Below are 13,565 nucleotides of genomic sequence, written 5' to 3'. Positions count from 1 at the left end.
TCAGCCCGCCACCACGCGTCCGTTCTCGAGCCTCACCTCGCGGTCGACGAGAGCGTCGGGCACGTCCACGTGCGAGACCAGGATCACCGCGCGATCGCGGTCGACCGCGCCGAGCAGGTCGCGGAGGAGGGCGTCGGATGCCGCGGGGTCGACGCCCGCGGTGGGCTCGTCGAGCACGAGCACGGGAAAGTCGCGCAGGATCGCCCGCGCCAGGGCGAGGCGCTGCGCCTGGCCGCCCGAGACGAGCCCGCCCCGCTCGCCCACGTCGGCGTCGAGGCCACCGCGCTCTCGCGTCCAATCGTCGAGCCCGACGCGCTCGAGCGCCGCCCACAGGTCTTCGTCGGTCGCGCTCTCGCGCGCGAACAGCAGGTTCTGTCGCACCGACTCGTCGAAGAGGTACGGCGACTGCTCGATCAGACCGACGGTGCGCCGCAGGTCGTCGCCCGAGATCTCGCGGGCCTCGCGACCGCCGAGCCGGTACGACCCCTCGTAATCGAGGAAGCGGGTGAGCACGTGCGCGAGCGTGGTCTTGCCGGCGCCGCTCGGGCCGGTCACGAGGACGCGCTCGCCGGGACCGACGCGGAGGACGACGTCCTCGAGGCGCCCGGAATCGCCGTCGGCGTCACCGCGCGCCGGCCAGTGGGCACGGATGCCGCTCAGCTCGAGGCCGGCGCCGAGGACGGGGGCCTCATCGGTTGCGGACGGTTCGTCGCGGGGGAGGCCGTCGGGGGTGGCCTCGGGCACGGCCTCGGCGATGCGCTCCGCGGCCGACCGCACCTGCCGCCACGAGGCGAGGGCGAGGGGGACCGGGCCGAAGACCTCGAACACCGCCATCGGCAGCAGCACGACGACCGCAAGCCCCGGCCCCGACAGTGCGCCGCCGGTGACAGCGGGGGCGGCGACGAGAAGGGCTATGAGGGAGGCGACACCGGCCAGCACCGACACCGCGCCCGAGGTCAGCCCCTGGGCTCCGCCGCGTCGAACGACGGCCCGGCGCAGTGCGGCGTCGGCTCGGCGCACGCGCTCGATCGCGGCGTCCAGGGCTCCGTACGCCGTCAGCACGTCGAGATTGGCGAGCAGGTCGTGCACCGCGTCCGCGACGGCGGCGCGCAGCGGCGCGATCGAGCGCTCGGCGCGGGCGCCCGCGGCCCAGCCGACGGCGACGGCGAGGCCGAAGGCGGCGACGAGGCACACCAGCAGGACGACGGCCGCGGGCCACGAGACGAACGCGGCGAACATCACGGCGGCGAGAGAGGTCAGCGCGGCGACCGCGAGCGGCAGCACGACCCGCAGGGGCAGGTTCTGCAGCTCTTCGACGTCGTCGACCACGCTCGAGAGCAGCCCTCCGCGGCGGGAGCGGGCGAGACCGTCGGGGGCGAGCGGCACGAGGTCGCGCACGAGGTCGGCGCGGACTCCCGCGAGCTGGTGCAGAGCGGCGTCGTGGCCCGTGAGGCGCTCGAGGTAGCGGAAGACCCCGCGCGAGAGCGCGAACGCGCGCACTCCGACCACCGCCATCGACAGGTACATCACGAGCGGTTGCTCGGCGGCCCGGGCGATGAGCCAAGCGCTCGCCGCGAGCAACGCGATCGAGCTCGCCGCGGTGCCGACACCCGACAGCACCGCGGGTGCGAATCGTCGGGGCGAGGGCAGGGCGGAACTCAGGATGCCGCGCACCCGGGCGTTCACGAGCGCACCGCCTGGGCCGCGCGTGGGCTGCCCGACACGGGCGTCCGCTCGTCGGTGCGAACGGCGGACGACGGAGATTCGCGCGGGGGCGTCAGCTCGACCACGCGGTCCGCGATCGCCCGGGCGGAGCGGCGGTGCGAGACGAGAAGGACCCCGCGACCGGCATCGGCCTCGCTGCGCAGGGTCGCCCAGAGATGCGCCTCGGTGTCGGCATCCAGAGCGCTGGAGGGCTCGTCGAGGACGAGTGCCGGCACCCCGCCGACCCGCGCGCGGTACAGCGCCCGCGCGACCGCGACGCGCTGCGCCTGCCCACCCGAGAGTCCTGCTCCGCCGGCGCCGAGCGCGATGGCGGGATCGATCTCGGCTGCTCCGGCGTCGGCGAGGGCCGCGGCGACCCGGGCGGAGTCGACCGGGGAGCCGAACGAGACGTTCTCGGCCACCGTGCCCGTGACGAGACCGGGTCGTTGTCCCGCCCAGGCCACCGAGTCCCGAGCGTGCGGCACGGCCACGCCGTCGACCCGCACCTCGCCGTCGTGCGCGGCGAAGCCGAGCAGCGCCGCGATCAGAGACGACTTGCCGACGCCGCTGGGGCCGTTCACGAGCACCACCTCGCCGGGCCCCACCGACAGCGAGACGGTGGGCAGAGCGTGCCCCTCGCGGTGCACCCTGACGCCCTCGAACGCGATCGTCGAGCCGAGCGCCGGGGTAACGGCATCCGGAGTCTGCCCCTCGGGAGTCTCGGCCGAGCGGGCGGCGTCGAGGGCGTCGAAGATCTCGTCGGTGGCTGCGACCCCCTCGGAAGCCGCGTGGAACTGCACGCCGACCTGGCGCAGCGGCAGGTACGCCTCGGGCGCCAGCAGCAGCACGAAGAGTCCGATCAGCAGCGTGAGGTCACCCGAGAGCAGACGGAAGCCGATGGTGACGGCGACGATCGCGACCGAGATGGATGCCAGGAACTCCAGCGCGAAGCCCGAGAGGAACGACACGCGCAGCACCGTCATCGTCTCGCGCTTGTAGTCGCGCGTGATCGTCTCGATCGAGCGCGCCGCGCGGTGCTGGCGTCCGAAGGCCTTGAGCGTGCCGAGGCCCTCGACGGTGTCGGCGAAGCGTGCGGCGAGGCGGCCGAGGGTGCGGTACTGCCGTTCCTGGACGCCACGGGTGGCGAGACCGATCAGCACCATGAACAGCGGGATCAGGGGAATCGTCAGCACCACGATCAGGCCCGAGAGGGGGTCGGCCAGCGCGATGGCGCCGATGAGGATCGGCATGGCGATCGCGGTGGCCACGAGCTGCGGCAGATACCGACCGAAGTAGGCATCGAGTGCGTCCAGACCGTGGCCGGCGGTGAGCGACAGCGAGGCGGAGTTTCGGCGGGCGAGCCAGCCCGGACCCAGGCGTGCGACCGCGCCCACGAGCGCTGCCCGCAACTGCAGCGATGCCGCCGCCGCGCCCCGCGCCGCCGCGCGCTCCGAGGCGGCGATCAGCAGGCCCCTCAGGAGCACGAGCGATGCCGCCACGCCGATGTATCCCCACAGCTCGCCGACCGGTCGGCCCTGGATCGCGCCGACGAGCGCTGTGGCGAGCGCCCACGCGAAGCCGACGGTCACGCCGGTCTGCGCGAGCACGATCGCCGCGGTCACGGCGAAGAAGCCGCGGGAGGCGGTGGCGTAGCGGAGCAACCGCGGGTCGACGGGTTTCATCAGTCAGTGGGCGACGAGCGCGGCCTTCTCGATCCGGGCGCGGGTGACGCGCTTGCGGAACACCCAGTAGGTCCAGCCCTGGTAGGCGAGGATCAGCGGGAGGAAGATGAGCGCCGCCCAGCTCATGATCGTGAGCGTGTAGTCGGTGCTCGAGGCGTTGTCGATCGTGAGGCTCGAGCCCGCCGCGAGCGTGGAGGGCATGACGTTCGGGAAAAGCGCGAAGAACAGCGCGGCGACGGCGGTGACGATCGTCACGGCGCCGAGGGTGAAGGCGGTGCCCTCGCGGTCGCGGGCGTTCGCGAGCCACGAGCCGATCAGCGCGAGCGCGGCGATGCCCGAGAGGGCGACCACGCCGAGGAACAGCGGAGCGCTCGCGGCGTTCGCGATCGTCCAGACGAGGAAGAGCGCGGCCAGTGCGATCGTGACCAGGCCCGCGCGTGCTGCGAGACGTCGAGCGTCGGCACGCACCTGCCCGTCCGTCTTGAGTGCGACGAAGTAGAGACCGTGCAGGAAGAACAGGGTCAGGGTGGTGAGTCCCCCGAGGATGCCGTAGGGGTTCAGCAGCGTGAGCACGCTGCCGACGTACTCGTGGTCGGCATCCAGCGGCACGCCCTGCACGATGTTGGCGAAGGCGACGCCCCAGAGGAAGGCGGGGACGGCCGATCCCGCCACGATCATGCGGTCGAAGGTGCGCTTCCACTTCAGGGACTCGCGCTGGTGGCGGTACTCGAACGAGACACCGCGGGCGATCAGGGCGATCAGGATCGCCAGGAGCGGCAGATAGAAGCCGCTGAACAGGGTCGCGTACCACTCGGGGAAGGATGCGAACAGCGCGGCACCGGCGACGATCACCCAGGTCTCGTTGAGATCCCAGACGGGGCCGATCGTGTTGATGATCTGGCGGCGGGCGATGTCGTCCTTGCCGAGGAAGGGGATCGACATGCCGACGCCGAAGTCGAACCCGTCCAGCACGAAATAACCGACGAAGAGGAAGGCGACGATCCAGAACCAGAGGTATGCGAGATCCATGAGGGGCTCCTAGTAGACCGTGGTCGGGGTGTTCTCGACCGAGTCGTCTCGCTCGGCGTCGGGGTCGGGCAGGGGCTCGGGACCCTTCTGCGCGAACTTCACGATGAGGCCGAACTCCACGACGGCGAGGGTGGCGTAGACGAGGGTGAAGGCGATCAGCGAGATGAGCACGCTCCAGCCCGGGACGCTGGGGGAGACCCCGTCCTGCGTGAGCATGAGGCCGAACACGATCCAGGGCTGACGACCCATCTCGGTGAAGATCCAGCCGACGAGGCTCGCGAGCATCGGCAGGGGAGCGGCCCAGATCGCCACGCGCCACATCCACGGGGCGACCGGACGGGTCGCCTTCTTGCGGGTGACCCAGAGGCCCGCGACGCTGACGAGCGCCGCGATCCCGCCGAGCGCGATCATCCAGCGGAAGGCCCAGTAGGTGACCCAGAGCACGGGGGCGAAGTTGCCGTCGACCTGGTCGGCGAACTGGGGGAACATCTGCTGGCTGTAGAGGGTATTCAGGTCGTTGATGCCTTCGACGCAGCCGTCGAGCGAGTGGGTGGAGAGGATGCTGAGCAGGAAGGGCACGCGGATCGAGAACAGCTCGCTCGTTCCGTCGGGCGTTCCCAGCGTGAAGATCGAGAACGAGGCATCCTGCCCGCAGACGGTGTTGAAGGTCGCTTCGGCCGCCGCCATCTTCATCGGCTGCGTGGCGACCATGACCAGGCTCAGCTGGTCGCCCACGATCGCGACGAGCACGAAAGACACCAGCGTCGACCACAGGCCGAAGCGGAGCGTCTTGCGCATCATGTCGGTGTTGCGACCGCGTGCCATGTGCCAGGCCGAGACGGCGACGACGACCATCGCGGCGAACATCCAGCCCGCGAAGATCGTGTGCGGGAAGGCCGCGAGGGCGACGGGATTGGTGAGCATCGCCCAGAAGTCGACGAGCTCGGCGCGGTGGCCGTCGGCCGACATCTGGTAGCCGACCGGGTTCTGCATGAAGGCGTTCGCGGCGATGATGAAGTAGGCCGACAGGGTCGCGCCGATCGACGCCATCCAGATGCTCGCGAGGTGCGCGAGGCGGGGGAGCTTGTCCCACCCGAAGATCCACAGGCCGATGAAGGTCGCCTCGAGGAAGAAGGCGAGCAGCCCCTCGAAGGCGAGGGGGGCGCCGAACACGTCGCCGACGAAGCGCGAGTACGCCGACCAGTTCATTCCGAACTGGAATTCCTGGACGATTCCGGTGACCACGCCCATGGCGAAGTTGATGAGGAAGATCTTCCCGAAGAAGCGCGTGATGTGAAGCCATCGCACGTCTCCCGTCCGATACCAGGCGGTCTGGAAGATCGCCACGATGAGCGACATGCCGAGCGTCAGAGGCACGAAGAGGAAGTGGTACAGCGTCGTCAACCCGAACTGCCAGCGGGCGAGGGCGAGGGGGTCGAGCCACTCCATCAGGAGCCTCCGATCGAACCGGATTATGTGGTCAGACCACATGCTACGCCGGGCCTCCTCGGCGCGCCGGGGGATCCCTCGGCGTCGAACGATATACTCGGCAAGTCATTTCTGACCCGCCTGGAGGCGCCGTGTCCGTCCGTCTGAGCCTGCTCGCGATCCTCGACCGCGGCACCTGCTACGGCTCTCAGCTGCGGGCCGAATACGAGCGGCGTACCGGAGCGCGGGTCAATGTCGGCCAGGTGTACACGACCCTCGAGCGCCTCGAGCGCGACGGGCTGGTGCAGGGTGCCGGCCTCGACGACGAGGCGCGCGTGCTGTGGGAGCTGACCGCCGAGGGCCGCGTCGAGGTGCGAGCGTGGCTGGGCGGTGCCTCGCTGGTCGAGGGGCGCGACGACGTCGCCCTCAAGGTCGCGCTCGCGGTGACGCTCCCGGGAGCGGATGTGCCCGGCATCCTGTCGGTCCAACGCGAAGCGGTCCGTGCGGCGCTCGCCGAGGTGCGGGAGGAGCGGACGGATGCCGTTCCTGCCGCCATCGTGCAGGCGGCGCGCCGTGCGCGGCTCGAGGCGGACCTCCGGTGGCTCGATGAGGTCGAAACGCTCACCGCGGGGGTGGAGCCGTTCGACCTGTCGGAGCAGCGCCCACGCCGCGGTCGCCCCGCGCGCAGCGTCGGCTGATCCCGACGTATCCGTGATCCGCCGTCGCGTCAAGGGCCGCGCGGTTCGGGGGCGGACGGCGCACTCTGGGATGACCCGGAGGAGCCAAGGAGTCGTCGCATGGTCATGGAAGCACCCCTCAGTCGCCCGGGATCATCGAAGGCTGCGGCTCGCGCCGCGGCGAAAGCGGCCCCCTCCTCGACTACGCCCGCCCTCACCGAGATCCCCTGGACGCGCGTCGATCTCGATCTGTACGAGGTCGCCCGCGAGGGGTACATCGTCGGATACGTCGAAGTCGTCGGCGCCGTGTTCGTGGCGCTCGGCGGACCGCGCTACGACCGCGCTGTCGAGGTCTCGCAGCACCTCACGTTCCACGCGGCCGTCGACGCGCTGGTGTGTCGCGTCTTCTGAGGCACGCGCCACGCGGGGCAGATTCCCGAGGGTGAGGGATCGCCGTGCCCGCGGCATCCGGTCACCGGACCAGGGTGTACCCGGCCTCGTCGATCGCCGCGGTGAGAGCGGCCTCGTCGGCTGAACCCGTGATGCGCACGAGCGAGGCGTCGCCCGCACGCAGGTCGACGTCGACGACCTTCACGCCGTCGAGCGCGTTGAGCTCTTCGCTCACGGCGCGAACGCAGTGCTCGCAGGTCATCCCCTCGACGCGGAGCACGACGGAGGACGCCTCGTCCGAGGCGACGGCGGGGGTGGATGCCGCGCTCTTGCACCCGCAGCCGTCGCCGCAGCCGCCGGCGGGGGCCGAGGTGAGGCGGAGGTCGATGCGCTGTTCGGTCATGTGCGTCTCCTTACGAGCGGACCAGGCGCGCGATCGCCTGGTTCGCCTCTTTCAGCTTCTCGTCGGCGACGGGGCCGCCCTGTGCGGCCGCTTCGGCCACGCAGTGGGAGAGGTGGTCGTCGAGCAGGGAGAGGGCGACGTTCTCGAGCGCCTTGGTCACGGCCGAGACCTGGGTGAGGATGTCGATGCAGTACTGGTCGTCGTCGACCATGCGCGCGATGCCGCGCACCTGCCCTTCGGCGCGGCGCAGACGCTTGAGGAGGTCGTCCTTGTGGCCCTCGTATCCGTGCATACCCCGATGATACCCCCATGGGGTATACCTAGCACCGTCGTGCGCCGTGTCAACCCCCTCGGAATCCACGCTCGACGGGCGGATGGTCGAAACATCAGGAGGTCGACATGTTCTCTCGTCGCACCGGTGGTGGTCAGCGATGACCACCGATCCCTTCCCCACCGGCCCCCATCGCCCCGTGCGCATCCCGCACCTGCCCCCGTTGCGCTCGCAGCGGCGAGAATCAGAGGATGACGCGAACACTGGCAGCGCTGCCGGGCGCCGCCCGGAGACTGTGCCTCAGCCGAAGAAACGGCGAGATCTGCACCCGTGAAGACGGCCACCGCGGCCTTCACCACCGCACCGGCGGACGACTGCTCTGGAGCGACCTGCAGGCCGACCCGCCCGAGTGCGTCGCGGGTGGGACTCCCGCCGAACCCGCCCCGACGCTCGATGACGGATTCCCCGGCGGCCGGGCACTATGCCCGGTCTGCTGGGCGTTCGTGAACCGTGACGACGGCGGTCTGCTCGAACCCCACGACTCGTGGCGAGGGGACGAGTCGCGCGCCGAAGCCGACCGCCGTCGCGAGTGGTTCAACGCGTACGGGTGGTGACGAGCGCCGCGCGCCCGTCCACGATCTCCACCGTCTCGTCGAGGGCGTCGCGGTGCACGAGGTCGTGCGTCACGAGCAGCGTCGCGGTTTCGCGTTCCCGCGTCAGTCGAGACAGCAGAGCCATGATCTCCCCTCCCCGGGCGGTGTCGAGAGCGCTCGTCGGCTCGTCGACCAGCAGTACCCGCGGCTCGTGCACGAGAGCGCGCGCGATCGCCACCCGCTGACGCTGACCGCCGGAGAGCTGGGCGGGCCGACGATCGGCCAGAGCGCCGAGACCGACGGCCTCGAGCAGCTCGTCGACCCGTGAACGAACGAGCGCACGCCGTTCGCGCCGGTCGGGTCCGCCGAGCTCGGCCATGACCCGCAGCTGCTCGCGAGCGGTGAGGGCCGGGAGCAACTGCGGCTGCTGGAACACGATGCCGATGCTCTGGCGCCGCAGCGCCGTCGCCGCCGCGGCGCTGAGCCGGGTGGCATCCGTCCCCGCGACGATCACGCGCCCGGAGTCGGGGCGCACGAGGGTGGCGGCCAGGGCCAGCAGGCTCGACTTGCCCGAACCCGAGGGGCCGGTGATGCCGGTCACGATGCCCGGGCGGCCCTCCAGGGTGACATGGTCGACGGCGGTGACGCGGGCGTCTGCGTCGGGATAGGTGAGGGTGACGTCGTCGAGAAGGATCATCGGGTGCTCCCGAGGGCGGTGAGGGGGTCGGAGGAGGTGACCGTGCGCAGCGACACCGCGGCGCCGAGCAGGCCGAGCACGACCATGACCGCCGCGGGGGCGAGGGTCGTGAGCGGGTTCAGGACGAAAGGCAGCGCTGCGCCGGCGAGGGTGCCGAGCAGGGCGGTCAGTCCGATCCCGATGCCGACTCCGAGCCCCAGCACGACCAGAGCCTGGCCGAGGGCGTCGCGCACGAGTGCGGGAGTGCTCGCCCCGAGCGCTTTGAGCACGGCGATGTCGGCTGAGCGCTGCATCGTCCAGACCGTGAAGAACGCGCCGACCACGAGCGCCGAGACGCCGAACAGCATCGCGATCATCAGCGCGAGCGAGCCGATCTCGGAGCGGAAGGTCGTCAGCGCCGTGAGGCTCGACAGGGGAGTGGATGCCGTGGTCCCGGTGTCGGCGGCGAGGGTGTCCCACGCCGGGGAGCCGGTGACGGCGAGAAGCGTCGGTTGCCCCGTGCCGCCCAGGTGCTGATCGAGAGTCGTCCACGCGTGCGCGTCGAGTGTGGCCACGGGGGTGTGGCTGTACCACCGATCGCCTCCGATCGCGGCGACGCGGAAGGAGGACCCCGCCACCGTGACCTCGTCGCCGACCATCGCGCCCAGGCTCTTGGCCGCCCCCGCCGACAGGTCGATCTCATCGTCGCGGTGGGGAGCGTCGAAGCTCGTTCCCGCGTCGAGGCCGAACAGAGCGACGGCGCCGACGGCTCCGGGTCCCTCCGCCCGTGTCTGCGTGATCCCGACGGCGGTGACGCTATCGACCCCCGGGGCCGCGCGCCATGCCGAGACGGTGTCGTCGTCGATCGTGGAGTCGGCGAAGGTCGCGCTCGCGCCGCCGACGGGGTGCAGGACGAGCCGATCCCCGGGCAGGGCGAGAACGGCCGAGACGTTCTGCGCGGCGAGTCCGCCCGTGAGCCCGGAGAGGAACCCGACGAGCAGGGTGATGAGGGCGACGACCGCCCCGATGAGGGCGAATCGCCCGCGGGCGAACCGCAGATCGCGCCATGCGACGTACACGTCGCCTCCTTCCGCCGGCGTCTCTCGTCGGCTCCGTTCCACCCTCGTCCGGACCGCTCCGGCCGTCATCGGCGGGGTGGGCGAACCCTTCCTCCACCTTTCGGATGATCCGCCGGGGTCCCGGCATCCGTAGCCTGGATCGGGAAATGACCCATCGTCCCCTCGCCCCGGTCTTCGCGGGGCTGCGCGCGGGCTTGCACGCTCTCTTCGGCGGACTGCTCGCTCTCGTCGTCGCGCGCGTGCTGCTGACGGACGGGTCCGTGCCCGCCCTCGTGCTCGCGGGAGCGCTGGGCGCGGTGTACCTCGCGGGACTCTGGATCGCCCGCGCGGGGCGATCGCGGCGCGGTGTCGTGTGGGTGGCGGCGCTCACGGTGGTGTGGGCGGCGCTGGTGTGGCTCGTCCCCGAGGCCGCGTATCTCGTCTTCCCGCTGTTCTTCCTGTACCTGCACGTGCTCCCGGGGGGAGCGGGTCCCCTCGCGGTCGTGGGCACGACCGCCCTCACGATCGCGGCCTTCGCCGTCCACGGGGGTCTCACGGTGGGCGGCGTCGTCGGGCCCGTCGTCGGTGCGGGTGTGGCGCTTCTCATCGGCCTGGGCTACAACGCCCTCGAGCGCAGGGCCGCGGAGCGCGAAGCCCTCGTGGCCGAGCTTCTCGCCACGCGCGACCGGCTCGCCGCCGCCGAGCGCGAGCAGGGGACCCTCGCCGAACGAGCGCGCCTGGCCCGCGAGCTGCACGACACCGTGGCGCAGGGACTATCGAGCATCCAGATGCTGCTCCACGCGGCGGAGAGAGCGGATGCCGAGGGTCCCGGCATCGACCACGTACGGCTGGCGCGCCAGACGGCGGCAGACGGCCTCGCCGAGACCCGCCGGTTCATCCGAGAACTGGCCCCGCCGAGCCTCGACCGCGGCCTCGGCTCCGCCCTCGAGCGTCTCGCCGGCGGATGGGGTGCGCGCGAGGGTATCGACGTGGAGGTGGAGGTGGATGCCGTGGTCTCGCTGCCCATGGACGCCCAGACGGCCCTGCTGCGCATCGCCCAGGGGGCCCTCGCGAACGTCGCCCAGCACGCGCGGGCACGCTGCGTGCGCATCCGGCTCGTGCCGCAGTCGGGCGGGGCGCGTCTGACCATCTCCGACGACGGCGCCGGGTTCGACGTGCGTCGCGCCGAGGCCGCGGCATCCGGAACGGACTCCTTCGGCCTCCGGGCCATGCGCGAGCGCGTCGATCAGCTCGACGGCGTGCTCGACGTGGACAGCGCGCCGGGTGCCGGATCCACCATCACCGTGGTGCTGCCGGGGGGAGCGTCGTGATCCGCGTGGTGATCGCCGATGACCACCCGGTCGTACGGGCGGGCGTGCGCGCCCTGCTCGACGCCGAGACCGATATCGAAGTGGTCGGCGAGGCCGCCGACGCCGACGAGGCCGTCGCTCTCTCGGCATCGCTGGCGCCGGAGCTCGTGCTGATGGACCTGCAGTTCGGCGAGCGGGCCGCCGGGGCCGAGGCCACGCGGCGGGTGCGTGCTCTCGCCGCCCCGCCGTACGTCCTCGTCCTGACGAACTACGACACCGACGGCGACATCCTCGGCGCCGTCGAGGCGGGCGCCAGCGGGTACCTGCTGAAGGACGCCCCGCCCCACGAACTGCTCGCCGGCGTCCGCGCCGCCGCCGCGGGGCAGAGCGCCCTGGCCCCGGCGATCGCGGGGCGCCTTCTGGCTCGCCTGCGCGAGCCCCGCGTGACCCTCTCGGCGCGCGAGATCGAAGTGGTGCGACTCGTCGCCCGCGGGGCCTCGAACGCCGAGGTGGCCGCCCGTCTGCACATCACCGACGCGACGGTGAAGTCTCACCTCGCGCACGTCTTCTCGAAGCTCGGCGTCTCGTCGCGCACCGCCGCCGTCTCGGCGGCGCGGGCTCTCGGCATCGTGCGCTGAACCCTCTCGCGACGGGCACTCCCCGTACGATGGCTCCATGATCCGGGTGCGCGTCGTCGGGGTCGCGCTCGACCCGGGTCAGCAGCACGTCATCCTGCTCAAGCCCGTCGACACCGCGACCGACGGCAACCGGGTGCTCCCCGTGTGGATCGGGCCGCAGGAGGCCATGTCGATCCTCGTCGCGATCGAGCGCACCGGCTCGCCGCGGCCCCTCGCGCACGACCTGATGACCGCGATGCTCGGCGAACTCTCGGCATCCGTGGACCGCGTCGAGATCACCCACCTCGACGAGGGGACCTTCCACGCCCGGGTGGTGCTGAACACCCCGGCGGGGCCCCGGACCTTCGACTCCCGTCCCTCGGACGGCATCGCCCTCGCGTCCCGAGCCGATGCACCGATCCTCGTGGCGAACGCCGTCTTCGACGAGGCCGGTGTGCCGGACGAGGCCGTCGAGCTCGACGGCGGGGGCGCGGACGAAGACCGGGTGGAGGAGTTCCGGCGCTTTCTGGAGGGCGTCGATCCCGAGGATTTCCAGGGCTAGCACCGATCCCTGGTGCCTCCGGACGCTCCTAGACTCGCGGAGGGACCGCGCGGCGCGGCCCGTCATGCACGACGAACGGGGAACCAATGCAACTCGCCATGGTCGGACTCGGACGAATGGGCGCCAACATCGTCCGCAGGCTCATGAAGGACGGTCACGACTGCGTCGTGTTCGACGTGAACCAGGATGCCGTGGCGTCGCTGGTCGCGGAGGGCGCCACGGGGGCGACGAGCATCGCTGACCTGGCTTCGAAGCTGCACAAGCCCCGCGCCGTGTGGCTCATGATCCCCGCCGGTATCACCGGCACGGTCGTCGACGAGGTGGCCGAGGTGCTCGAGCCGGGCGACATCATCATCGACGGCGGCAACTCGAACTACCGCGACGACGTGCGTCGTGCGAAGAAGCTCGACGAGAGCGGCATCCACTACGTCGATGTGGGCACCAGCGGCGGCGTCTTCGGTCTCGAGCGCGGCTACTGCCTCATGGTGGGCGGCCACGACGAGGCCGTCTCCCACCTCGAGCCCGTGCTGCGCACCATCGCCCCCGGTCCCGGAGAGGTCGAGCGCACGCCCGGCCGCACCGGCGATTACACGACCGAGGAGCGCGGGTACCTGCACTGCGGTCCGTCGGGCTCGGGCCACTTCGTGAAGATGGTCCACAACGGCATCGAGTACGGCATCATGGCCGCGCTCGCCGAGGGGCTGAACGTGCTGAACAACGCCGACGCGGGCCTGCGTCAGGGCGAGCACTCCGCCGAGGTGGCGCCCCTGGAGGAGCCCGAGTACTACCAGTTCGACATCGACACGGCTCGCGTCACCGAGCTCTGGCGCCGAGGCTCGGTCATCTCGTCCTGGTTGCTCGACCTCACCGCCGCGGCGCTCGCGCAGAACCCGACGCTCGACGGTCTGGCAGGCCGCGTCTCGGACTCGGGCGAGGGACGCTGGACCGTCAAGGCCGCCGTCGACACGGGCGTGCCGGTGCCGGTGCTGGCCGCGTCGCTGTTCGAGCGGTTCGCTTCGCGCGGCGAGGACCACTTCGCCAACCAGGTGCTCTCGGCGATGCGCCTGCAGTTCGGCGGGCACCAGGAACTGCCCGCGGGCGATGTGCTCGAGGCCGGACAGAAGAAGGCCGAGAGCGGTCGCGACTGACCCTCGTGCAAGCGCCC

Annotated in this window: 15 protein-coding genes; 7 read left to right on the top strand and 8 right to left on the bottom strand. The window is 71.5% G+C overall.

The features are described 5' to 3' along the window. From cydC to QE416_RS01350, 4 genes are read right to left on the bottom strand one after another with little or no spacing between them, the layout of a single operon-like run. Positions 1–1,686 (bottom strand): thiol reductant ABC exporter subunit CydC, encoded by a 1,686-nt coding sequence (gene cydC / locus QE416_RS01365; RefSeq protein WP_307312942.1) that lies wholly within the window; start codon positions 1,684–1,686, stop codon positions 1–3. Continuing rightward, positions 1,683–3,386, bottom strand: coding sequence for a thiol reductant ABC exporter subunit CydD (gene cydD, locus QE416_RS01360; RefSeq protein ID WP_307312940.1), 1,704 nt, complete (start codon positions 3,384–3,386; stop codon positions 1,683–1,685). The genes cydC and cydD overlap by 4 nt, the downstream gene beginning before the upstream one ends. A 3-nt stretch (positions 3,387–3,389) precedes the next feature. Then, entirely contained in the window at positions 3,390–4,415 is a 1,026-nt protein-coding gene (cydB, locus tag QE416_RS01355; protein WP_210073408.1) for a cytochrome d ubiquinol oxidase subunit II, read from the bottom strand. A gap of 9 nt (positions 4,416–4,424) precedes the next feature. Further along, positions 4,425–5,864, bottom strand: a complete 1,440-nt coding sequence (locus QE416_RS01350; RefSeq protein WP_210073411.1) for a cytochrome ubiquinol oxidase subunit I — start codon at positions 5,862–5,864, stop codon at positions 4,425–4,427. Positions 5,865–5,995: 131 nt separating this feature from the next. Between QE416_RS01350 and QE416_RS01345 the strand changes: the two genes are divergently transcribed. Together QE416_RS01345 and QE416_RS01340 are read left to right on the top strand one after the other, a co-directional pair. Continuing rightward, complete coding sequence (locus tag QE416_RS01345) at positions 5,996–6,541, top strand: PadR family transcriptional regulator (RefSeq protein ID WP_307312938.1); 546 nt, start codon at positions 5,996–5,998, stop codon at positions 6,539–6,541. Positions 6,542–6,640: 99 nt separating this feature from the next. Beyond that, positions 6,641–6,931 (top strand): hypothetical protein, encoded by a 291-nt coding sequence (locus QE416_RS01340; RefSeq protein WP_307312937.1) that lies wholly within the window; start codon positions 6,641–6,643, stop codon positions 6,929–6,931. A 61-nt stretch (positions 6,932–6,992) separates the two neighbouring features. Here the strand turns inward: QE416_RS01340 and QE416_RS01335 are convergent, their stop codons facing one another. Together QE416_RS01335 and QE416_RS01330 are read right to left on the bottom strand one after the other, a co-directional pair. Continuing rightward, entirely contained in the window at positions 6,993–7,313 is a 321-nt protein-coding gene (locus QE416_RS01335; protein WP_307312935.1) for a heavy-metal-associated domain-containing protein, read from the bottom strand. A gap of 10 nt (positions 7,314–7,323) precedes the next feature. Then, a complete protein-coding gene (locus QE416_RS01330; protein ID WP_210073419.1) occupies positions 7,324–7,605 on the bottom strand; it encodes a metal-sensitive transcriptional regulator in 282 nt (93 codons plus the stop codon). A 230-nt stretch (positions 7,606–7,835) separates the two neighbouring features. On the opposite strand from QE416_RS01330, the gene QE416_RS01325 reads away from it, so the two are divergent. Further along, the gene (locus tag QE416_RS01325; RefSeq protein ID WP_307312934.1) at positions 7,836–8,198 is read left to right on the top strand and encodes a hypothetical protein; all 363 of its coding nucleotides are present in this window, start codon (positions 7,836–7,838) and stop codon (positions 8,196–8,198) included. Here QE416_RS01325 and QE416_RS01320 read toward each other — a convergent pair. Then, complete coding sequence (locus tag QE416_RS01320; protein ID WP_267787826.1) at positions 8,179–8,874, bottom strand: ABC transporter ATP-binding protein; 696 nt, start codon at positions 8,872–8,874, stop codon at positions 8,179–8,181. The two genes, QE416_RS01325 and QE416_RS01320, sit on opposite strands and share 20 nt — an antisense overlap. After that, positions 8,871–9,932 carry an FtsX-like permease family protein gene (locus QE416_RS01315; protein ID WP_307312931.1) on the bottom strand — a complete coding sequence of 354 codons (1,062 nt, stop codon included), beginning with the start codon at positions 9,930–9,932 and terminating at the stop codon, positions 8,871–8,873. Before QE416_RS01315 ends, QE416_RS01320 begins: the two co-directional genes overlap by 4 nt. 146 nt (positions 9,933–10,078) lie before the next feature. On the opposite strand from QE416_RS01315, the gene QE416_RS01310 reads away from it, so the two are divergent. The 4 genes from QE416_RS01310 to gnd all read left to right on the top strand — a co-directional run bounded on the left by QE416_RS01310 (position 10,079) and on the right by gnd (position 13,548). After that, positions 10,079–11,242 (top strand): sensor histidine kinase, encoded by a 1,164-nt coding sequence (locus QE416_RS01310; protein WP_307312929.1) that lies wholly within the window; start codon positions 10,079–10,081, stop codon positions 11,240–11,242. Then, complete coding sequence (locus tag QE416_RS01305) at positions 11,239–11,859, top strand: response regulator transcription factor (protein WP_210073427.1); 621 nt, start codon at positions 11,239–11,241, stop codon at positions 11,857–11,859. Before QE416_RS01310 ends, QE416_RS01305 begins: the two co-directional genes overlap by 4 nt. 37 nt (positions 11,860–11,896) lie before the next feature. Further along, complete coding sequence (locus QE416_RS01300; RefSeq protein WP_210073429.1) at positions 11,897–12,400, top strand: bifunctional nuclease family protein; 504 nt, start codon at positions 11,897–11,899, stop codon at positions 12,398–12,400. A gap of 86 nt (positions 12,401–12,486) precedes the next feature. Continuing rightward, complete coding sequence (gene gnd, locus QE416_RS01295) at positions 12,487–13,548, top strand: phosphogluconate dehydrogenase (NAD(+)-dependent, decarboxylating) (protein ID WP_307312926.1); 1,062 nt, start codon at positions 12,487–12,489, stop codon at positions 13,546–13,548. Positions 13,549–13,565 lie beyond the last annotated feature (17 nt).

It is taken from the genome of Microbacterium sp. SORGH_AS_0421 (assembly GCF_030818635.1).
Classification (GTDB): Bacteria; Actinomycetota; Actinomycetes; order Actinomycetales; family Microbacteriaceae; genus Microbacterium.
This window is presented reverse-complemented; position numbering and strand designations above follow the sequence as displayed.